The sequence below is a fragment of the Mycoplana sp. ABR4_002 genome, from assembly GCF_056159645.1.
This window is the reverse complement of sequence record NZ_JBSWVO010000001.1, coordinates 3,347,293-3,366,909: the sequence shown is the minus strand read 5'-3', so window position 1 is coordinate 3,366,909 and position 19,617 is coordinate 3,347,293. Positions and strand designations below refer to the sequence as shown.

The 19,617-nt window shown below is 66.0% G+C and carries 15 protein-coding genes; 9 read left to right on the top strand and 6 right to left on the bottom strand.

All coding sequences use genetic code 11. The annotated features are described in order from the left end of the window. Window positions 1–39 precede the first annotated feature (39 nt). Window positions 40–696 carry a hypothetical protein gene (locus ACXAGF_RS16030; RefSeq protein WP_475018375.1) on the top strand — a complete coding sequence of 219 codons (657 nt, stop codon included), beginning with the start codon at window positions 40–42 and terminating at the stop codon, window positions 694–696. 93 nt (window positions 697–789) lie between these two features. On the opposite strand, the gene lysS is transcribed toward ACXAGF_RS16030, so the two are convergent. From lysS to ACXAGF_RS16010, 4 genes are all read right to left on the bottom strand, one after another. Then, window positions 790–2,286, bottom strand: coding sequence for a lysine--tRNA ligase (gene lysS, locus ACXAGF_RS16025; protein ID WP_475018374.1), 1,497 nt, complete (start codon window positions 2,284–2,286; stop codon window positions 790–792). A gap of 10 nt (window positions 2,287–2,296) precedes the next feature. Beyond that, complete coding sequence (gene gltX / locus ACXAGF_RS16020; protein WP_475018373.1) at window positions 2,297–3,766, bottom strand: glutamate--tRNA ligase; 1,470 nt, start codon at window positions 3,764–3,766, stop codon at window positions 2,297–2,299. 194 nt (window positions 3,767–3,960) lie between these two features. Then, window positions 3,961–5,733: an SLC13 family permease gene (locus tag ACXAGF_RS16015; protein WP_475018372.1), complete on the bottom strand. Its 1,773-nt coding sequence runs from the start codon at window positions 5,731–5,733 to the stop codon at window positions 3,961–3,963. 282 nt (window positions 5,734–6,015) lie between these two features. After that, a complete protein-coding gene (locus ACXAGF_RS16010; RefSeq protein ID WP_475018371.1) occupies window positions 6,016–6,774 on the bottom strand; it encodes a TerC family protein in 759 nt (252 codons plus the stop codon). 191 nt (window positions 6,775–6,965) lie between these two features. On the opposite strand from ACXAGF_RS16010, the gene ACXAGF_RS16005 reads away from it, so the two are divergent. The 3 genes from ACXAGF_RS16005 to xylA all read left to right on the top strand — a co-directional run bounded on the left by ACXAGF_RS16005 (window position 6,966) and on the right by xylA (window position 10,931). Further along, entirely contained in the window at window positions 6,966–8,033 is a 1,068-nt protein-coding gene (locus tag ACXAGF_RS16005) for a LacI family DNA-binding transcriptional regulator (protein WP_475018370.1), read from the top strand. 9 nt (window positions 8,034–8,042) lie between these two features. Next, entirely contained in the window at window positions 8,043–9,497 is a 1,455-nt protein-coding gene (gene xylB, locus ACXAGF_RS16000) for a xylulokinase (protein WP_475018369.1), read from the top strand. A gap of 123 nt (window positions 9,498–9,620) precedes the next feature. Beyond that, window positions 9,621–10,931, top strand: coding sequence for a xylose isomerase (gene xylA / locus ACXAGF_RS15995; RefSeq protein WP_475018368.1), 1,311 nt, complete (start codon window positions 9,621–9,623; stop codon window positions 10,929–10,931). Between the two features lie 474 nt (window positions 10,932–11,405). Here xylA and ACXAGF_RS15990 read toward each other — a convergent pair whose 3' ends face one another. Further along, window positions 11,406–12,437, bottom strand: a complete 1,032-nt coding sequence (locus ACXAGF_RS15990) for a LacI family DNA-binding transcriptional regulator (RefSeq protein ID WP_475018367.1) — start codon at window positions 12,435–12,437, stop codon at window positions 11,406–11,408. Window positions 12,438–12,602: 165 nt separating this feature from the next. On the opposite strand from ACXAGF_RS15990, the gene ACXAGF_RS15985 reads away from it, so the two are divergent. The 4 genes from ACXAGF_RS15985 to ACXAGF_RS15970 all read left to right on the top strand — a co-directional run bounded on the left by ACXAGF_RS15985 (window position 12,603) and on the right by ACXAGF_RS15970 (window position 17,544). Further along, window positions 12,603–14,129, top strand: a complete 1,527-nt coding sequence (locus ACXAGF_RS15985) for a sugar ABC transporter ATP-binding protein (RefSeq protein WP_475018366.1) — start codon at window positions 12,603–12,605, stop codon at window positions 14,127–14,129. Between the two features lie 65 nt (window positions 14,130–14,194). Next, window positions 14,195–15,205 (top strand): ABC transporter permease, encoded by a 1,011-nt coding sequence (locus tag ACXAGF_RS15980; RefSeq protein ID WP_475018365.1) that lies wholly within the window; start codon window positions 14,195–14,197, stop codon window positions 15,203–15,205. Between the two features lie 106 nt (window positions 15,206–15,311). Then, complete coding sequence (locus tag ACXAGF_RS15975) at window positions 15,312–16,262, top strand: substrate-binding domain-containing protein (protein WP_475018364.1); 951 nt, start codon at window positions 15,312–15,314, stop codon at window positions 16,260–16,262. Between the two features lie 229 nt (window positions 16,263–16,491). Further along, window positions 16,492–17,544 carry a sugar phosphate isomerase/epimerase family protein gene (locus tag ACXAGF_RS15970; RefSeq protein ID WP_475018363.1) on the top strand — a complete coding sequence of 351 codons (1,053 nt, stop codon included), beginning with the start codon at window positions 16,492–16,494 and terminating at the stop codon, window positions 17,542–17,544. Window positions 17,545–17,546: 2 nt separating this feature from the next. Here ACXAGF_RS15970 and ACXAGF_RS15965 read toward each other — a convergent pair whose 3' ends face one another. Further along, the gene (locus tag ACXAGF_RS15965) at window positions 17,547–18,182 is read right to left on the bottom strand and encodes a CatB-related O-acetyltransferase (RefSeq protein WP_475018362.1); all 636 of its coding nucleotides are present in this window, start codon (window positions 18,180–18,182) and stop codon (window positions 17,547–17,549) included. 189 nt (window positions 18,183–18,371) lie between these two features. Here ACXAGF_RS15965 and ACXAGF_RS15960 point away from each other — a divergent pair, with 189 nt between their 5' ends. Further along, window positions 18,372–19,556: a Gfo/Idh/MocA family protein gene (locus ACXAGF_RS15960; RefSeq protein ID WP_475018361.1), complete on the top strand. Its 1,185-nt coding sequence runs from the start codon at window positions 18,372–18,374 to the stop codon at window positions 19,554–19,556. Window positions 19,557–19,617 lie beyond the last annotated feature (61 nt).

The following is a 19,617-nucleotide window of genomic DNA, read 5'->3' as shown; positions in this document are numbered from 1 at the left end:
CGGGTCCGACGTCCCCGTGTTCCAGAGTAGTGCGTATCCTTGAAGTTGCCATCGCTGAAATTGCGTCTGCCGAAGAAGGTGCTGATCCTAGTGGCCGGGCTCGTCGTCCTGACTGGAGCGTCGGGGGCCGTGGCCGCGTATGTCGGCCGCGACGCCATCCTCGGTCCGTCGCAAGAGAAGATTTCCGGCGTCGCCTGCACGACGGTGCTGACCGAACGGCAGGACGAGGACGGGCAGCAGTGGGTGCGCCATTACATCCGCGCCAAGGCCGATGACGGGGACATTCGCGTCCGGACCGCCCTGCGCGTCGCCGCCGCGGTTTCCAACCAGGAAGAGGCCGATCTCTATCAGGTCGTGCTCCTGGACGAGGCCGGTCCGTCCTTGCGCGCCGACATGCGCGGTCGTGCGATCGGCGCCGAGGTGCTGTTCAGTCGCGACCCCGGCAAGATCGCCGGAATGACCGCGCCGTTCGAGGCGCGCTTCATCGACGGCGCAGCGGCGGAGAACGGCGAGTTCTACGGCGAGCGCCGGGTCCTCGCCCTCGGCGAGATCAAGGCCATCGTCACGGCGATGGCGGAACGCGCCGAATGCGTGGATCCCGCAGCGCCGGGCGAAGAGGTGATCGCCGCGGGGCAAGACGGGAGCGCGGGTCATGGTCCGGCGGCCGCGCCGGGCGAGCTGGCCGCCGCCCACTGACCGGCGCGCCGTGTCCGCCGCGGCGGAGGGCGGACATGAAAAAGCCCCGGGCTCTGCCGCGGGGCTTTTTGTTTGGTGCCGATGGGCCGTGCCTCAGTCCTGCTTCGCCCGGCGGGCGGGGAACAGGATGACGTCTCGGATTGAAGGTGCGTTGGTCAGCAGCATGATCAGCCGGTCGACGCCGATGCCGAGGCCGCCGGCCGGCGGCATGCCCTGGTCGATCGCGTCGAGGAACTCGTCATCGAGCTGCTTGGCCTTCTCGCCGCGGGCGTGCGCCTGCTCGAGCTGCTCGACCATGCGCGCGCGCTGCTCGATGGGGTCGTTCAACTCGGAAAACGCGTTGCCGAGTTCCCAGGTGTTGCAATAGGTCTCGAAACGCTCGACCAGGCGCGGTTCACCGGGCACTTCCTTGGCAAAGGGTGAGATGTCCTTCGGGAAATGGGTGACGTGGGCGGGCTGGATCAGCGTCGGCTCGACCTTTTCCTCGAAGATGAAGGCGAGGCACTCGCCCCAGGTCCAGTCCTTCTCGATCTCGAAGCCGGCGGCCTTGGCCGCATCGCGGGCCTCCGCGTCCGTCTTGAGGCTGAGGAAGTCGATGCCGGTCGCCTCCTTGACGGCGTCGGGCATCGGCACGCGCCGGAACGGTCCCTTGAAGGAGATGTCCTTGTCGCCGTAGGCGAACTCGGGCTTGCCGTGCACCGCCACCGCCAGGCTTTCGAACATGCGCTCGACCAGGGTCATGATGTCCTCGTAGTCGGCATAGGCCCAGTAGCACTCCATCATCGTGAATTCGGGATTGTGCCGGGTCGAAACGCCCTCGTTGCGGAAGTTGCGGTTGATCTCGAACACCTTGTCGGTCAGCCCGGACACCAGCGTGCGCTTGAGGTAGAGTTCGGGCGCAATGCGCAGGAACATGTCGAGCTTCAGCGTGTTGTGGTGCGTCTTGAACGGTTCGGCCGTGGCCCCGCCGTAGACGGAGTGCAGCATCGGCGTCTCGACTTCCATGAAGCCTTCGCTCTCCATGAAGTGCCGGATGCCCGAGACGATCTTCGATCGCTGCTGGAAGCGCAGCTTCGATTCGTCGTTGGTCATGATGTCGAGATGGCGTTTGCGGTAGCGGATCTCCACGTCGGCCACGCCGTGCCACTTCTCCGGCATCGGCAGCAGCGACTTGGTCAGCATGGTGATTTCCTGCGCGTTGATGGTCAGCTCGCCACGCTTGGTGCGCCGGACGACGCCGGTCACGCCGATGATGTCGCCGATGTCGATCATCGGCAGCAGCGCGCGCGCCGGCTCGCCGGTCACATCCTTGTGGCTGAACACCTGGATCTTGCCCGAGGCGTCATGGATGTCCATGAACATGCCGGAATTGCGCGAGGAATAGACGCGGCCGGCGACGGTGACGACGTCGCCGCTCTCGGTGTCCGGTTCGAGCTGGGCGTATTTCTCGGCCAGCTCCGCATTGGTGATCGTGCGGTGGAAGTGCGCCGGGTAGACATCGCCGATCTGCTCGCGCAACAGGTCGAGTTTCTGCCGGCGGACCTCGGTGGCATCCGAGGAAAGGGCGGCGGGCGTGGTCTTGTCGTTCATGGTCCTGTCCTTACTTTCCGCTGCCGGTCATCGACGCCACCACCTTGGCGGCGACCTTGAGGCGCTGGCGCACCACGGCGCGGCCGAGAATGGCCATGCTGTCGAACAGCGGCAGCGAACGCGACGAGCCGGAGACGGCGACGAACAGCGGCGCCAGCACCACCTTCAGCTTCTTGCCCATATTGTCGGCGACCGCGCGCAGCTTTTCCTCGATGGACTCGACGTTCCACTCGACGATGGCTTCGAGTTCGGGCTGGACAGTGTTGAGAACCTCGAGAATTTCCTCCGGTGGCGACTTCACCTTGGCAAAGGCGGAGGGCTCGAGGCCGAGGTCCGACTTCAGCAGGAAGCCGGCGAGGTCCGGCAGTTCGCCGAGCTTGGTGATGCGCGACTGCGACAGCTTCAGCCCTTCCTTCAGGCGCTCGTTCTCCATCGCCCAGACCAGAACGCGCTGCATGAACGCCTCTTCGCTGAACTTCTCGCGGATCCAGCGACCGTTCAGCCAGTCGAGCTTCTGGATGTCGAAGATCGCGCCGGACTTGGACAGGTTGTCGGAGTCGAACTTCTCCGAAAGCTCCTGCATCGTCATCAACTCCTCGCCTTCGGCGATCTGGATGAAGAACAGGCCGAGGAAGTTCATCAGCGCCTCCGGCATGTAGCCGAGGGCGGAGTAGTATGAGATCGAGGTCGGGTTCTTGCGCTTCGACAGCTTCGACTTGTCGGCGTTGCGCATCAGCGACAGGTGCATGAACACCGGCGGCTCGAGCCCGAGATACCGGTAAAGCAGGATGTGCTTTGGCACCGATGCCAGCCATTCCTCGCCGCGGGCAACGTGGGTGATCTTCATCAGGTGGTCGTCGACCACGTTGGCAAGGTGGTAGGTCGGCATCCCGTCCGCCTTGAGGATGACCTGCATGTCGACGGAATCCCACGGGATCGAGACGTCGCCATAGACCCCGTCGTGGAAGTCGCACGAGCCTTCGGCCGGGATCTTCATGCGCACGACGTGGGGTTCGCCGGCTTCGACGCGCCTGGTCACTTCCTCGGCGGTGAGGGCGAGGCAGTGCCCGTCATACTTCGGCTGCTTGCCGGCGGCGCGCTGCGCCTCGCGCATCGCCTCGAGCCGCTCGGGCGTGCAGAAGCAGCGGAAGGCGTGGCCGTTGTGTTCGATCTTGCGCACATAGTCGAGGTAGATGTGCTTGCGGTCGCTCTGGCGATAGGGGCCGTGAGGGCCGCCGACATCCGGGCCTTCCGCCCATTCAAGCCCGCACCATTTCAGCGCGTCGAGCACCTTGGTCTCGAATTCCGGCGTCGAGCGGGTGGCGTCGGTGTCCTCGATACGCAGAATGAACGTGCCGTTGTGCTTCCTGGCGAAGAGGTAGTTGAACAGCGCGATGTAGGCGGTGCCGACGTGCGGCTCGCCGGTCGGGGAAGGGGCGATGCGGACGCGTACGGGGGCGTTTGGTGCGGAGGTGTTCATTTGTGTTCGGCCCGGTCGAAATGCTGTGAGACTGTCCGCCGGAGGAGTTCCCGCGTGATCGGCTCATGCTTTGAGGGAGGGAAAGCCCGATGTGCCGCCGAAATTGCGGCGCCGGCGGAGTTTCCATTTGGGCACGGGTGAGACCATATTCGACCCGGCGCGTCAAGGGAAAGTGCCAAGGTTCGGCCTGCCGGTCAGTGTACCGGCCAGATGTTGAGCAGGGCGGGGACGCTGACGAGGACGATCAGCAGCGACAGCGGCAGCCCGAGCCGCGGATAGTCGCCGAAGCGGTAGCCGCCAGGACCCATCACGAGAGTGTTGCACTGGTGCCCGATCGGCGTCAGGAAATCGCAGCCGGCGCCGATCGCCACCGCCATCAGAAAGGCTTCGGGCCGGTAGTCGAGTGCGGAGGCGAAGCTGACCGCGATCGGCGCCATGACCAGGACGGTGGCGGCGTTGTTGAGAAACGGCGTCACGGCCATGGCGGAGACGAGGATCAACGCCAGCGCGCCGTAGGCGGGCATGCCCGAAGCGATCGTGCTGAGCCAGCCGGCGATCAGTTCGCTGCCGCCGGTTGTCCGCAGCGTATCGGATACCGGGATGAGCGCGGCGAGCATCACCAGGATCGGGCCGTCCACCGCGCGGTAGGCGTCCGCCAGCGGAATCACCCTGAACAGCAGCATGGCGATCGCGGCAGCGAAGAAGGCGGTCGCCACCGGCACCGCCCCTGTGGTGCTGGCGATCATCGCCGCCGCCAGGATGATCACCGGCACAATTGCGCGCCGCCGCGTGCCGAGCAGAATCTCGCGCTGGGCCAGCGGCAGGAGGCCGAGTTCCTGCAGGGTCGATGGCAGCGTCTTCCTGCCGCCCTGGACCACCAGCACGTCGCCGGGGGCGAGATTGATCTCGCCCAGGCGTTCGGTCAGCCGCTTGCCCTGCCGACCGACGGCGAGAAGATTGATGCCGTAGCTGTGAAAGAGCGCCAGCCGACGGGCGGACAGGCCCACGAGCCGGGAATCGTTGGAGACCACCGCCTCGATGGCGGCGATCTCCTCGCCGGTTGCCGGGGTTTCTCGGATCGGCTTGCCGGACAGCATCAGCCCGGCCGACGCGGTCACCCGGTCAAGGGCCGTCGGCGTCCCCTCCATCAAAATGGTGTCGCCAGCCTGGATGGTCACGTCCGGCAGCGGCGACATGTGGCGTCCTTCGCGGATGATGGTGGTCGCAATCAGGTCGCCCTCGCCGGGCTTGAGGATGGCGTTGAGCGACTTGCCGACCGCGCTGGACTTTACGGTCACGGTCGCCTCGGAGGAATAGGCGGCAAGATCGAGCGCCTCGTCGAGCGAGGGATTCTGGTTCGTCCGCTCCGGCACGAGCCGGTTGAAGGCGAGCAGGAACAGGATGCCGACGATGGTGAGTATCCCGCCGACCGGGGCGAAGTCGAACATGGTGAAGCTGTCGCCGGTGATCTCCTGGCGCATGCGCGAGACGACGATGTTCGGCGAGGTGCCGATCTGCGTCATCAGCCCGCCGAGCAGCGCGGCGAAGGCCATCGGCATCAGGTAGCGCGAGACCGGCATGCCAGAGCGGCGCGCAAACTGGAACGCCATCGGCATCATGATTGCCAGCGCGCCGATGTTCTTGATGAAGGCGGACATCACTGCGACCGTGACCAGCAGCAGCAGCATCTGCGGCGTGAACGAGGTGAGGCTCGGAAAGAAGCGCTGCACAGTCGTGCCGATAATGCCGGAACGGGCGACCGCCGCGCTGACGACGAGCGCGCTGCCGACGATGATGACAATGTCGTCCTGAAATCCGGAAAAGGCCTTGCTGTGCGGCACGATGCCGACGGCAACCGAAGCCAGCAGGGCCACGCAGGCGACGATGTCGTAGCGGATCCGGCCCCAGATGAAGGCGACCATGGTCGCGAAGATGACCGAGAATGCGAGGATCTGCTGTGTTGTCATGGAGGTTCCTGCCCATCCGCGAAAATAAAGCGTCGTAGAACTGGACGAAAATTTCCAGCGTTAACGGAAAGTTCCGGAACCTTTTCCCCTCCGGCGGCCTGGAGGAGGAGGTGCGGACGTGCCAACCGGACATGGCGGCGATGGAGACGCAGGGGTTTTTCCGGTTTCGTCCTGCGGCCAACGGAACGGCAGCCCGGGCTCCGAACCCGTCCGTCCGCGCCTTGCCGCTTTTGCCGGCCGAAGGACGGCGAGCGCGCTCGCCGTCCTTCATTGTCGGATGGTTCAGTGCCGCGTCTTTTCTGCGGCTTCCTTTTTCAGCCGGGCGTTGCGCGACAGCATGTTGAGCGCCTCCACCAAAGCCGAGAAGGCCATTGCGGCATAGACATAGCCCTTGGGGACATGGAAGCCCATGCCTTCGGCAATCAGCGTCGTGCCGATCATCAGCAGGAAGCCGAGCGCCAGCATGACGATGGTCGGGTTCTTCTCGATGAAATTGGCGAGCGGGGTCGCGGCCAGCAGCATGACGGTGACGGCAACGATGACGGCGACCACCATGATCGGCAGGTGTGGCGTCATGCCGACTGCGGTGATGATGCTGTCGATCGAGAAGACGAGGTCGAGCAGCAGGATCTGGCCGATCGCGGCTCCGAAGGAGGCGGTCGCCGAGGTGGCGATGAAGTCCTCGTCGTGATCGACGGGGTCGACATTGTGGTGGATTTCCTTGGTCGCCTTCCAGACGAGGAACAGGCCGCCGGCAATCAGGATCATGTCCTTCCAGGAAAAGGGCTGTCCAAGGATCTCGAACACCGGCGCCGTCAGCTTGACGATCCAGGCGATGGTGCCGAGCAGCGCCAGGCGCATGATCAGCGCCAGCCCGATGCCGATGCGGCGGGCGGAGATGCGATGCTCCGGCGGCAGCTTGTTGGACAGGATCGAGATGAAGATCAGGTTGTCGATGCCAAGGACCACCTCCATGACGATCAGCGTTATCAAGGCGATCCAGGCTTCCGGGCTCTGCAACAGGACAAGGATGCTGTCCATCCGGTCTTCCTCTCCGTTTCGAACGTGCTGACGCAGGTATGTATGGAGATTCGAAAGGGTTGCAAGCCGGCAGTTGCACCGGTGCCGGGAAATCTGCCCATGTCGAACTGGCCGCTGCGGGCTGAGCCGGTCCGATTTTTTTGATTTACGTACATCAAAAATGCCGCTAATGGTCGTCGCCGGAGGAAACCATGCGACCGACCGTTCACGACATCGCCGCCAGCGCGGGCGTCAGCCTCGCCACCGTCGACCGGGTCCTCAACGGACGCCCCGGGGTTCGCGCGGTGACGCGGGCGAAGGTCGAAGCGGCCATCCGGTCGCTCGGCTACGTCCGGGACGTGGCCGCGGCCAATCTCGCCAAGAGCCGGGTCTATCCGCTGGTCTTCATCCTGCCGGGCGGTGAAAACCCCTTCATGCGCCGGCTGGAATCAGAGGTGCAGGCCGCCGCCGGCCGCTCGAGCTTCGAGCGGACGCGGGTTTTCGTCACCCGCGTGCCGCCCTTCGATGCGGCGGCGCTAGTCAGTGCCATCGACGCTGCGATCGCCGACGGGATGGCGGGCATTGCCGCGGTTGCCGTCGATGCGCCCGCTGTCGCCGACGCCATCGGCCGGGCTCAGGCCGCCGGCATTCCCTTCGTGACGCTGGTCTCCGATCTTGCGGCATCGGGGCGCGATCATTTTTGTGGCGTCGACAACACCGCTGCCGGGCGCACCGCCGGCAGCCTGATGGCGCGCTTCCTCGGCCAGCGTGTTGGCCCGGTCGCCGTGCTGGCCGGATCCATGCTCGTGCGCGACCATCGGGAGCGGCTGGAGGGCTTTCGCGCGATCATGGCACAGGCGGGCGGCGGCCGCCCGGTCCTCGACGTGCTGGAAGGGCAGGACGACCCGGAGATCGCTCGCGCGCTCGTCGCTCGATGCCTCCAGGAGCATCCCGAACTGGCCGGCATCTACAGCCTCGGCGCCGGCAATGGCGGCCTCGTCGAGGCCTTGACCACGGCCGGTCGGGCCGATCTCTGCGTCGTCGCGCACGAGCTGACCCCGCCGACGCGGGCCGGGCTCGAGAACGGCATCATCGATGCGGTCCTGAACCAGGATGCCGGCCATGAGGTCCGAAGCGCCATTCGCGTGCTGCGTTCCCGTTCGGACGGGCTGCCGGTCGTCGAGGCGCAGGAGCGCATCCGGATCGACATCTTCATCAAGGAAAACCTGCCGCCGGAGGGCGGCGAGGCGCCTCGGCCGGACGAACCGGACGCAGAGTAGGAGAAGCCAATGTACCTGGGAATCGATGTCGGCACCTCGAGCGTCAAGGCGATGCTGATGGATGCCGGCCAGAGGGTGGTCGCGTCCGCGACGAGCAGCGAGGTCCAGACATCGCGGCCGCTCCCCGGCTGGTCGGAACAGGATCCGGCCGACTGGATCCGTGCAACGGAGGAGGCGCTGGACGGCCTGAAGGCCACGCATCCGACGCAGCTCGCCGCCGTCCGCGGCATCGGCCTTTCCGGCCACATGCACGGCGCCACCCTGCTAGACCGGCACGACCAAGTCCTGCGCCCCTGCATCATGTGGAACGACACGCGCAGCCATCACGAAGCCGCCGCGCTGGACGCCGACCCGCGCTTTCGCCAGATCACCGGCAACATCGTCTTTCCCGGATTCACTGCGCCCAAGCTCGCCTGGGTGAAAAGCAACGAACCGGCGGTCTTCTCCGCGGTGCGCTGGGTGCTGCTGCCGAAGGACTACCTGCGCCTGTGGCTGACCGGCGAGCACATGTCGGAGATGTCCGACTCGGCCGGCACATCCTGGCTCGACACGGGCGCGCGCAGCTGGTCGGACGAATTGCTGGCGGCCACCGGGCTGGAGCAGCGGCAGATGCCGAACCTCGTCGAAGGCACGGACAGCGCCGGCACGCTGCGGCCCGAGCTTGCCGCCCGCTGGGGCCTCGGCGCCGGTGTCGTCGTGGCCGGCGGGGCGGGCGATAACGCGGCCTCCGCCTGCGGCATGGGCGCGGTAACGGACGGGGCTGCCTTCGTCTCGCTCGGCACCTCGGGCGTGTTGTTCGCCGCCAACGGCAGCTACCTGCCGAACCCGGAAAGCGCCGTCCACGCCTTCTGCCACGCCCTGCCGGAGACCTGGCACCAGATGGGTGTGATCCTGTCGGCAACCGACGCGCTCAACTGGCACGCACGCCTCACCGGCGCCAGCGCCGCCGACCTGACCGCCGAGCTCGGCGAGACGCTCAGGGCGCCGTCCGGCGTCACCTTCCTGCCCTACCTGTCCGGCGAGCGCACGCCGCACAACGATGCCGCGATGCGCGGCGCCTTCACCGGCCTCGGCCACGAGAGCGACCGGGCGGTTCTGACGCAGGCGGTCCTGGAGGGCGTGGCCTTCGCCATTCGCGACAGTCTGGAGGCGCTGCGGCAGGCCGGCACGACCCTGAGCCGGGTCACCGCGATCGGCGGCGGCTCGCGCTCGCGTTACTGGCTGAAGGCGATCGCCACCGCACTGGCCGTTCCCGTCGACGTTCCGGCTGCTGGCGACTTCGGCGCGGCCTTCGGCGCCGCCCGGCTCGGACTGATCGCCGCGACCGGCGATGATCCGCTCTCCGTGTGCACCCTGCCGGCAACGGCCGAGACGATCGAGCCGGAGCGCGCGCTGGCATCCGCCTTTGACGCGGCCTATGGCCGCTATCGTCGCCTCTATCCGGCGATCCGCGACGCGACGTGAGATGCCCTTGGAGCTCATCCGCCTGCCGGGATTGCCGCGGCCCGTCATGGCCGTCGGGGCAGGACAGGGCCGCCATGGCCGGCAAGACAACGAAACCGAGATTCAGACAGCAAGGAGATTCCCATGAGCACCGGTTTTTTCGGCGATATCGCCAAGATCAAGTACGAGGGCCCGGAAAGCACCAATCCGCTCGCCTTCCGTCACTACGACAAGGACGAGGTTGTCCTCGGCAAGCGCATGGAGGACCATCTGCGCTTTGCCGTCGCCTACTGGCACACCTTCGTCTGGCCGGGCGGCGACCCGTTCGGAGGACAGACCTTCGAGCGTCCTTGGTTCGAGGATTCGATGAAGGCGGCCAAGCTGAAGGCCGACGTCGCCTTCGAGTTCTTCCAGCTGCTGGGTGTGCCGTTCTACTGCTTCCATGACGCCGACGTGCGTCCGGAAGGCAAGAGCTTCGCCGAGAACACCAAGAACCTCAACGAGATCGTCGACCATTTCGCCGAAAAGCAGGCGGCGACCGGCGTCAGCCTGCTCTGGGGCACGGCGAACCTGTTCTCCAACCGCCGCTACATGGGCGGCGCGGCCACCAATCCCGATCCGGATGTCTTCGCCTTCGCCGCGGCGACGGTGAAGACCTGCATCGACGCGACACAGCGCCTCGGCGGCCAGAACTACGTGCTGTGGGGCGGACGCGAGGGCTACGAGACGCTGCTCAATACCGACATGAAACGCGAACTCGACCAGCTCGGCCGCTTCGTCAACCTCGTCGTCGAGTACAAGCACAAGATCGGCTTCAAGGGCGCGATCCTGATCGAGCCGAAGCCGCAGGAGCCGACCAAGCACCAGTACGACTTCGACGTTGCCACCGTCTACGGCTTCCTGAAAAGCTACGGGCTGGAGAACGAGGTGAAGGTCAACATCGAGCAGGGCCACGCCATCCTCGCGGGGCACTCCTTCGAGCACGAACTGGCACTGGCAAACGCGCTCGGCATCTTCGGCTCGATCGACATGAACCGCAACGACTACCAGTCGGGCTGGGATACCGACCAGTTCCCCAACAACGTCCCGGAAATGGCGCTGGCCTATTACCAGGTGCTCGCCGGCGGCGGCTTCAAGACCGGCGGGACCAACTTCGACGCCAAGCTGCGTCGCCAGTCGATCGATCCGCAGGACCTGCTGATCGCCCACATCGGCGGCATGGACTGCTGCGCTCGCGGCCTGAAGGCGGCGGCGAAGATGATCGAGGACAAGGCACTGTCGAAGCCGCTGGAAGATCGCTATGCCGGCTGGAGCGGACCGGAGGCCCGAAAGATGCTCGACGGCGGCTTCTCGCTCGAGGAGATCGAAGCCCGGGTGCTGAAGGCCGACCTCAATCCGAAGCCGAAATCCGGCAGGCAGGAACTGCTGGAGAACATCGTCAACCGTTACGTCTGATGCGAACGGTCGTGATCGCAGCGCCGAACTGACAGAGGAAACGAAAGCCGGGAAGCGGAGACTTCCCGGCTCTCATGTTTGGGGGCGGCCCGGGCCGCACCGGGCGCAAACCGGTCGATCGTGCATGGCGGCCTGACCTAAGAGCTTCAACCGGCCACGGCCTGCGGGTCTTGCGGGCGCACTCGTTTGTCAGGCGCTACTGGAGTGCCTTGTTCGCTTGTCGCCATGGACGAAATCGGGATGCGGCGGGCCGGACCCGACGGGAGCCCGCCGCAGGGATCGCCGAGGCGAGAGGGGGCGTCTCGGCAATGGAACGCAAGTATCTGAGCACTTCGGGTTGGGTAGTTGCGAAATGGGTTATAGACCGAAGACCGAGGTCCCTCCAACTATCCATGGATATAGGGGAAGAGGCGGAGGCTGGTGGTCCCGTCCGCGCAAACGGCCGGCTTGCCGGAGACCCGGGACTGCACAGCTTCAGCGCCTGGTCCATTGCCTGGACGGCGCGGCCACCGAGTTGCGGACCACCAGGTCCGGCCGGAGCAGAATTTCGCTCTCCGCCGGGCTGCCGTCGGACAGCATCTCCAGCAGCAGGGCCATGGCGGTCTTGCCGATCGCCGTGCGCGGCTGGCGGATCGTCGTCAGCGAGGGCGTCATGAAGCTGGCCTGCGGCACGTCGTCGAAACCGGTGACGGAAAAGTCGCCCGGGATGTCGTAGCCGCGCGCCTTCAGCCCGATCATGACGCCGAGGGCGGTCTGGTCGTTGACGCACATGAAGGCGGTCGGCAGGTCGTCGCGCATGAAAAGCTGCTCGAGCGCCAGCCGGCCGCTCTCGATCGTGCCGTCACCTTCCATCACGATCCGCCGCTCTCTCGGCACGCCCGCGGCATCAAGGCCGGCGTCGTAACCCTCGCGCCGGCGGCTGTGGGCAAGCCGGGTGCGGGAATCGCCGATGAAGGCGATCTTGCGGTGACCCTCGGTGATCAGCAGGTCGACCGCCTTGCGTGCGCCCTCGACGTCGTCGACCCCGACATAGGGGATGCCGCCGTTGAAGACCGGCTCGAACACGCCCACGCATGGCGGCAGGCGCGCCGTCATTGCCTGATGCCCGAAGGGCAGGATGCCAGTGAACAGGATCAGTCCGGCGGCCTGGTTGGAATTGAGAAACTTCAGATATTCCAGGCCACGCTGCGGCTCGTTCTGGGTATGGCCGATCAGCACGCCATAGCCATGCGCGCGCGCCTCGTTCTCCAGCCCCACCAGTATGTTGGAGAAGTTCGGGTCGCCGATGTCGGGGGCCACCACGAGGATCATGTTGGAGCGGCCGAGCCTCAGGCTGCGCGCCATGGCGTTGGTGGTATAGCCGGTGATCGCGATCGCCTGGTTGACCTTCAGCCGCGTCGACTTCGCCACCTTTTCCGGCGTGTGGATCGCCCGTGAGACGGTGGCGATCGACACCTCGGCGATGCGGGCGACGTCCTCGATGGTCGCGGGGGTGGAATTCGACACTGCGTTCTGCCTCGGGCTGCTTTGCGGGGACACTACACAGACTTGCCCGGCGGTCAAACGCCGGACCTCGAAAGAATCGCGCTAAGACGTCATGTAAACCTTTACATTGCGCGATGTAAAGGTTTACATCATCGCCAAGCGGTTGGGAGCCGCATGGAGGAAATCATGAATTCGAGGCTTGCCGACGGGGCGCCCGTCGTGCTGTCTGCGCGGCGCATCAGCAAGTCGTTCGGCGGCGTGCAGGTGCTGTTCAGCGTCGATTTCGAACTGCGGCAGGGCGAGATTCACGCGCTGATGGGCGAGAACGGCGCCGGCAAGTCGACGCTGGTGAAGATCCTGTCCGGCTTCGAGCAGCCGACGGCGGGCGACATTGTCCTCGACGGCCAATCGGTGACGCTGCCGCCGAACGGCGCCGCCGAGGCGCTCGGCATCGTCATCATCCACCAGGAATTCAATCTCGCCGATCACCTGACCGTCACGGAGAGCCTGTTTCTCGGGCGCGAGGTGACACGCTACGGCGTGCTCGACCGCAAGTTCATGCGCGCGGAGGCCCGGCGAGTGCTCGACCTGCTAGGCTCGCATGTCGACGAGAACGCGATGATCGCCTCGCTGTCGATCGCCGAGAAGCAGATGGTCGAAATCGCCAAGGCAATCAGCCGCGATGCGCGCGTCGTCTTCATGGACGAGCCGACCGCGGTTCTGTCGCGCGAGGAGACGAACTTCCTGTTCCGCCAGGTGCGCAAGCTGCGCGACCAGGGCACGAGCTTCGTGTTCGTGTCGCACAAGCTCGACGAGGTGATGGAGCTGACCGACCGCGTCACGGTCCTGCGCGACGGCCAGTGGATCAAGACCTCACCGACCGCGATCCTCGACGGCGAGGCGATCGCGCAACTGATGGTCGGGCGCGAGCTTTCCAGCCTCTATCCGGCCAAGACGGAGCCCGACGTCGACGAGGATGTCGTCCTGCAGGTCGAGGCGGTGTCGACCGGCTATGTCCGCGACGCAAGCTTCGCGGTCCGGCGCGGCGAAATCCTCGGCTTCTCAGGCATGATCGGATCGGGGCGGACGGAGCTGATGGAGGCGATCGTCGGGCTTCGTTCGCGGCTTTCCGGCGAGGTGCGGGTCTCCGGCCAGCCGCTGCCGTCCGGCGACGTGCATGCGGCCAACCGCAGCGGGCTTGCCTACATGACCAAGGACCGCAAGGCCAAGGGGCTGCTGCTGGACGCGGGCATGATGGCGAACCTGACGCTGCAATCCCTGGAGCGCCACAGCCGGCTTGGCTACCTCGATCCGGGCAGCGAGGCGGCGTCGCTGGACAGGGCCCGGCGGCGGTTCGATATCCGGGTGCGGGACGAGAGGATCGTGGCCGGACGCATGTCCGGCGGCAACCAGCAGAAGCTGCTGCTCGCCAAGGTAATGGAGACCGAACCGCAGATCATCATCATCGACGAGCCGACCCGCGGCATCGACGTCGGCACCAAGCAGCAGATCTATCATTTCATCTCGGCGCTCGCGCGCGACGGACGCTCGATCATCGTGGTGTCTTCGGAGATGCCGGAGATCATCGGGCTGTGCAGCCGGGTGGCGGTGATGCGCGAGGGCCATATCGCCGGCATCCTCGAGGGCGACGAGATCTCCGAACAGGAGATCATGCGCTACGCGGCGGGACTGAAGAGGAAGGCCGCCGCCTAGGGCGGACGGCCTGCAGGAAATGAACTTCCCCGCCTGGAGGGCGGGACGGGAGGATGGACGTGGACATGAGCGTGAACGAAGAGGGTGGCCAGGCGACGATCCGGCGCCGCGGTTGGAAGGACGTCGACCTGAGGGCCGTGGCGCCGTTCGCAGCGCTGGCGCTGCTGCTGGTGATCGGTGCGCTCGTCAACCCCAATTTCATCGGTCTGACCAATCTGGCCAATGTCGCCACGCGCAGTGCCTTCATCGCCATCATCGCGGTCGGGGCGACCTTCGTCATTTCCTCGGGCGACCTCGACCTGTCGGTCGGCGCGATGGTGGCCTTCATCGCCAGCCTGATGATCCTGTTCATGAATTCCGGCGTGATCGCGGATCCGGCATTGATGCTGACGGCTGCGATCGCCTTCGCCGTCGCCGCCGGTGCGGCCTGCGGGCTTGCCAACGGCCTGATCACCACCATCGGCAAGATCGAGCCCTTCATTGCCACGCTCGGCACGATGGGGATCTATCGCGGGCTCACCACCTGGCTGTCGCAGGGCGGGGCGATCACGCTCAGGGAGCCCCAGTTGCAGGAGATGTATCGGCCGGCCTACTTCGGCACCCTCCTCGGCGTGCCGGTGCCGATCGTCGTCATCCTCGCCGTCACGGCGGTGGCCGCGTTCGTCCTCTACCGGACAAGCTACGGCCGGCACGTCGTGGCGGTCGGCTCCAACCGCGATGTCGCCCGCTATTCCGGAATCTCGGTCAACCGCGTGCGCACCATCGCCTTCGTCATCCAGGGGCTGTGCGTGGCGATCGCCGTGCTGCTCTACGTGCCGCGCCTCGGCTCGACGTCGGCAACGACTGGCATCCTTTGGGAACTGCAGGCGATCACCGCCGTCGTCGTCGGCGGCACCGCGCTCAAGGGCGGCGCCGGGCGCGTCTGGGGCACGATCTGCGGCGCCTTCATCCTCGAACTGGTCGGCAACATCATGCTGCTGTCCAACTTCATCAGCGAGTACCTGATCGGTGCCATCCAGGGCGCGATCATCATCATTGCGATGCTCGTCCAGCGTTCGCTGGTGCGGAAGTCGTAACACCCGTCGGTGCCGGCCGACAGGCGGCGCCGCTGCGGGAAGGAAGAGCCGGGCCAACAGGTCTCCCGGCAGTTGAAGAGACGGACCTGACTTTGGGAGGAACTTCATGCGCAAGAAACTACTGGGCCTCACCGTCGCCGGTGTCGCGGCCCTGTCCGGCCTCGGCCACGCCCAGGACAAGGATGTGACGATCGGTGTGTCGATCCCGGCCGCCGACCACGGCTGGACCGCCGGCGTCGTCTATCACGCCGAGCGCGTCGCCAAGCAGCTGATGGAGCAGCACCCCGGCCTCAACGTGATCGTCAAGACCTCGCCGGATCCGGCGAGCCAGGCGAACGCTGTGCAGGACCTCGAGACGCAGGGCATCGACGCGCTCGTGATCCTGCCGACCGACCCCGATCCGCTTGTCAATGCGATCAAGGAAGTGAAGGGGAAGGGCACCTTCGTTGCCATCGTCGACCGCGCGCCGTCGGTAAATGACGGATCGGTCCGCGATCTCTACGTCGCCGGCAACAACCCGGCGCTCGGCCAGACCGCCGGCGAATACATCAAGGCGACGACGCCGGATGCCGAAGTCGTGGTCATTCGCGGCCTGCCGATTCCGATCGACCAGCAGCGCCAGGACGGCTTCGACAAGGGCATCGAGGGATCCAACGTCAAGGTTCTCGACCGCCAGTACGGCAACTGGAACCGCGACGACGCCTTCAAGGTGATGCAGGACTACCTGACCAAGTACCCGAAGATCGACGTCGTCTGGTGCCAGGACGACGACATGGCCGTCGGCGTGCTGCAGGCGATCGAGCAGGCCAAGCGCACCGACATCCAGTATGTCGTCGCCGGCGCCGGCTCGAAGGAGATGGTCAAGAAGGTCATGGACGGCGACAAGATGATCCCGGTCGACGTGCTCTATCCGCCGGCCATGGTCGGCACCGCGCTGGAGATGACGACGGCCAATTTCTACGGCCAGGTCCCGGTGCGCGGCGTCTACACGATCGACGCGACGCTGATCACCAAGGACAACGCCAAGGACTTCTACTTCCCGGACTCTCCGTTCTGATCCGCTAGCCAGACAGTGCCGCCCGGGCCGCCAGCCCGGGCGGTCGTTCAAGACAGTCCTATTTTTCGTTTCGACCCGCCATGCGCATTGCCCGTCGGCGCAATCGCCGCTAGCTTCGGGCGAGACTGAAACGTTGCAGGTGTGGCGGTCGAGCGGTCTTTTGGCCAAGACGGTCCGTCTCGCGAGTTATTGCCGCATGGGCGGCGCATGCGTTGGGAGGAACTACAAGATGAAGACGATCAAGGGGCCAGCGCTGTTTCTGGCGCAATTCGCCGGGGACGCGGCGCCGTTCAACTCGTGGGACGCGATCACCAAGTGGGCGGCGGACTGTGGCTATCGGGGTGTGCAGGTGCCAAGCTGGGACGGTCGGCTGATCGACCTGAAAAAGGCGGCCGAATCCAAGAGCTATTGCGACGAGTTCGCCGGCAAGGCGCGCGAGAACGGCGTCGAGATCACCGAGCTTTCCACGCACCTGCAGGGCCAGCTCGTCGCCGTGCATCCGGCCTATGACGAGGCTTTCGACGGCTTCGCCGCGCCCGCGGTGCGGGGCGATCCGAAGGCGCGCCAGGCCTGGGCCGTCGAGCAGGTGAAGCTGGCGCTGACGGCCTCGAAGAATCTCGGCCTCAACGCGATGGCCAGCTTTTCCGGGGCGCTCGCCTGGCCATTCGTCTATCCCTGGCCGCAACGCCCGGCCGGCCTCGTCGAGACCGCCTTCGACGAGCTCGCCCGCCGATGGAGGCCGATACTCGACCATGCCGAGGACTGCGGGGTCGACGTCTGCTACGAGATCCACCCGGGCGAGGACCTGCACGACGGCATCACCTACGAGATGTTCCTGGAGCGCACCGGCAACCACGCCCGCGCCTGCATGCTGTACGACCCGTCGCACTACGTGCTGCAGTGTCTCGACTACCTCGACAACATCGATATCTACAGGGACCGCATCCGGATGTTCCACGTCAAGGACGCGGAATTCAACCCGACCGGGCGGCAGGGCGTCTATGGCGGCTACCAGGGCTGGGTGAACCGGGCCGGGCGCTTCCGTTCGCTGGGCGACGGCCAGGTCGACTTCGGCGCGGTCTTCTCGAAGATGGCCGCGAACGACTTCTCCGGCTGGGCCGTGGTCGAATGGGAATGTGCGCTGAAGCATCCGGAGGACGGCGCGCGCGAGGGTGCCGAATTCGTCCGGCACCACATCATCCGCGTCACCGAAAAGGCCTTCGACGACTTCGCCGACGCCGGCACCGACGAGGCCGCCAACCGGCGCATGCTGGGGATCTGAGCTCAGGCGGAGCGCAGGGCGGCCAGGTCGCCCGTTTCGAGCGCAGCGACGTTGCGCTCGATCCGTTCGGGATCCCAGTCCCACCACGCCAGGTCGAGGAGGGTCGAGTTCACGTCATCGGCGAAACGCTTGCGCAGGGGGACGGCCGGGTTGCCGCCGACGATGGAGTAGGGCTCGACGTCGCGCGTCACCACCGCGCCGGCAGCGACGATCGCCCCCGAACCGATCGTGACGCCGGGCATGACCAGCGCGCCGTAACCGAGCCAGACGTCGTGGCCGATCACCGTGTCCGCAAAGGGCAGATCGGGATAGCCGCCGGTGTTGGCCAGGTCGAAGATGCGGAAGGGATAGGTGGTGAAGCCGTCCATCGGATGGTTCGCCGAACTGGTAATGAAGCGCACGCCCTGGGCGATCTGCACGAACCGGCCGATAACGAGCCGCTCCGGGCTGAAGGCAAAAAGGTAGGGCGCGAGCGTCGCGGCCCAGTCGTCGGGGCAGGCGAAGTCGCTGGCATAGGAATAGTCGCCGACCTCGAACCTGGGGTGGTCGATGACGTTGCGAAGGTGGACAGTGTTCCCGACGACGGTTCCGTCGGGGGCGGTGATCGGATGGGTCCGAATGGGGTTGAGCAATGGCATGAGGGGCCTCTCCGGCAGTGACAGGGGGCGAGCGCCGGGGCGCCGCGTTCCGATGCGTGATCGAGCCGCCCCGAAGGCGGCCGGTTCTACCTGTCCATTGTCGCGAGCTCCCATAGGCCGGAGCCGGATATAGGCACAAAGTCGATTTCAATCCAACCCCGCAAGGGGAACAGGCAAGGAGGAAACAGCATGGCAATCGAAGCAGGCGCGACCGAGGCGCGGGAACCGCGGATCAGGCTCGGGATGGTCGGAGGCGGGGCCGGCGCCTTCATCGGCGCGGTGCACCGCATCGCCGCCCGGCTCGACGATCACTTCGAACTGGTGGCGGGGGCGCTGTCTTCGACGGCGGAGAAATCGATCGCGTCCGGCCGCGAACTCGGGCTCGAACCGTCGCGCTGCTACGGCAGCTTCAAGGAGATGGCGATCCGCGAGGCCAAGTTGAAGAACGGCATCGAGGCGGTCGCGATTGTGACGCCGAACCACGTGCACTACGAGGCCGCCAGGGAGTTTCTGAAGCGCGGCATCCATGTCATCTGCGACAAGCCGCTGACCTCGACGCTGTCGGATGCGAGGAAGCTGAAGAAGCTCGCCGACGAGAGCGAGGCGCTGTTCGTGCTCACCCACAACTACACCGGCTACCCGATGGTGCGGCAGGCACGGCAGATGGTGCTGGACGGGGAGATCGGCGCCGTCCGGCTGGTGCAGATGGAGTACCCGCAGGACTGGCTGACGGAGAGCATCGAACAGACCGGCCAAAAGCAGGCGGCCTGGCGCACGGATCCGTCGAAGTCCGGTGCGGGTGGCTCGACCGGCGACATCGGCACCCACGCCTACAACCTCGGCTGCTTCGTCTCCGGCCTCGAACTCGACGCACTGTGCGCCGACCTCGACAGCTTCGTGCCGGGCCGCCAGCTCGATGACAACGCCCATGTGATGATGCGGTTCAAGGAAAAGGACGGCGTCCGCGCCAAGGGCATGCTGTGGTGCAGCCAGGTGGCGCCGGGCAACGAGAACGGGCTGATGGTGCGCGTCTACGGCACCAAGGGCGGGCTGGAGTGGGTGCAGCGCGACCCGAACTACCTGTGGTACACGCCCTTTGGCGAGCCGAAGCGGCTGATCACCCGCGGCGGGGCCGGCGCCAATGCCGCCGCCGCCCGCGTCACCCGCGTGCCCCCGGGCCACCCCGAGGGCTACCTCGAGGGTTTCGCCAACATCTATGCCGAGGCCGCACGGGCGATCTTCTCAAGGCGCAAGGGCGCCCCGGTCGACCCGGCCGTGACCTATCCGACCGTGGACGACGGGCTGAAGGGCATGCTGTTCGTCGACGCCTGCGTGCAGTCCTCGAAGAAGAACGGTGCCTGGGTGAAGGTCTGATCGTCGTCGTGCCCCTGGCGCGATGAAGAGGGCGAGGGGCGGGCTGGCCGCCCCTTGGCCG

Coding starts and splice junctions, on each gene's coding strand:
- lysS (WP_475018374.1), bottom strand. CDS start 2,286: ATGAACGACAAGACCACGCCCGCCGCCCTTTCCTCGGATGCCACCGAG.
- gltX (WP_475018373.1), bottom strand. CDS start 3,766: ATGAACACCTCCGCACCAAACGCCCCCGTACGCGTCCGCATCGCCCCT.
- ACXAGF_RS16015 (WP_475018372.1), bottom strand. CDS start 5,733: ATGACAACACAGCAGATCCTCGCATTCTCGGTCATCTTCGCGACCATG.
- ACXAGF_RS16010 (WP_475018371.1), bottom strand. CDS start 6,774: ATGGACAGCATCCTTGTCCTGTTGCAGAGCCCGGAAGCCTGGATCGCC.
- ACXAGF_RS16005 (WP_475018370.1), top strand. CDS start 6,966: ATGCGACCGACCGTTCACGACATCGCCGCCAGCGCGGGCGTCAGCCTC.
- xylB (WP_475018369.1), top strand. CDS start 8,043: ATGTACCTGGGAATCGATGTCGGCACCTCGAGCGTCAAGGCGATGCTG.
- xylA (WP_475018368.1), top strand. CDS start 9,621: ATGAGCACCGGTTTTTTCGGCGATATCGCCAAGATCAAGTACGAGGGC.
- ACXAGF_RS15985 (WP_475018366.1), top strand. CDS start 12,603: ATGAATTCGAGGCTTGCCGACGGGGCGCCCGTCGTGCTGTCTGCGCGG.
- ACXAGF_RS15980 (WP_475018365.1), top strand. CDS start 14,195: ATGAGCGTGAACGAAGAGGGTGGCCAGGCGACGATCCGGCGCCGCGGT.
- ACXAGF_RS15975 (WP_475018364.1), top strand. CDS start 15,312: ATGCGCAAGAAACTACTGGGCCTCACCGTCGCCGGTGTCGCGGCCCTG.
- ACXAGF_RS15970 (WP_475018363.1), top strand. CDS start 16,492: ATGAAGACGATCAAGGGGCCAGCGCTGTTTCTGGCGCAATTCGCCGGG.
- ACXAGF_RS15965 (WP_475018362.1), bottom strand. CDS start 18,182: ATGCCATTGCTCAACCCCATTCGGACCCATCCGATCACCGCCCCCGAC.
- ACXAGF_RS15960 (WP_475018361.1), top strand. CDS start 18,372: ATGGCAATCGAAGCAGGCGCGACCGAGGCGCGGGAACCGCGGATCAGG.